Genomic DNA, 699 nt, shown 5'->3' on the forward strand with positions numbered 1-699 from the left:
TGTGGCAGCAAGGTTGAACTGTCCACGTTGGCGCAAAGTAGAAATGTCACTTTGGGCGGCGCGTCGTCAGCCATTTAGACATGCGACACTCGACATCTCCACTGGCGCTGAGGCAAGCCCCCGACCGGACCGGCTGGACCGGGTTGCAAGGGAAGGGAGGGGGCGGATGAGACGCTCCCCTTCGGCTTTAGCTTGGACAGTTGAAGCAGCCGGTCATTCCGCCGCATCGAGGTCAGAGAGCGCCTGTCGCCGCCGGGCAATGACCGCAGGATCGTTCATGAAATCCTTCCGACGTCCCGGGCCGCGCGCGCGTCGAACGTAGCCGTTCTTCTCGCTGTTCGTCTTCACGGCGGGCTTCGTCTGCTGCTCCTGACGTTCCTTGATGTAGGTCAGGAGTTCACCGAGCCGCTTGTTCTCGGTGATCGCCGCATGCGTCACCCGCTGGTCCTTGTCGAACACCCGGTAGGGTAGGGAATGCCCCTTCCAACGCACATCCAGCCTGCCGTCGGCAAGCGCGTAGGTCTCGACATAGCGACCGACCAGCCCGCGCGTCACCTCGTTCTCTTCCAGCATGATCCGCTGGCGCTCGAACGAAAACGTCAACTGGGCACCGACATAACGCTGCTCACGTTTGCATAGCACGTCGCGCAGCCGATCCGGGGCAAGGTTCAGCGGCCGATGCAGATCATCAGATCTGGC

General features: G+C 61.9%; 1 pseudogene. It reads right to left on the reverse strand.

Annotation, left to right across the window (positions count from 1 at the left end):
• Positions 1-213: 213 nt before the first annotated feature.
• Positions 214-699 (reverse strand): annotated as a pseudogene (locus C6558_RS38890) (ISNCY family transposase); the annotation flags it as partial.

Origin of the sequence: Ensifer sp. NM-2, from assembly GCF_003024455.1 — a bacterium.
Lineage (GTDB): Bacteria > Pseudomonadota > Alphaproteobacteria > Rhizobiales > Rhizobiaceae > Ensifer > Ensifer canadensis.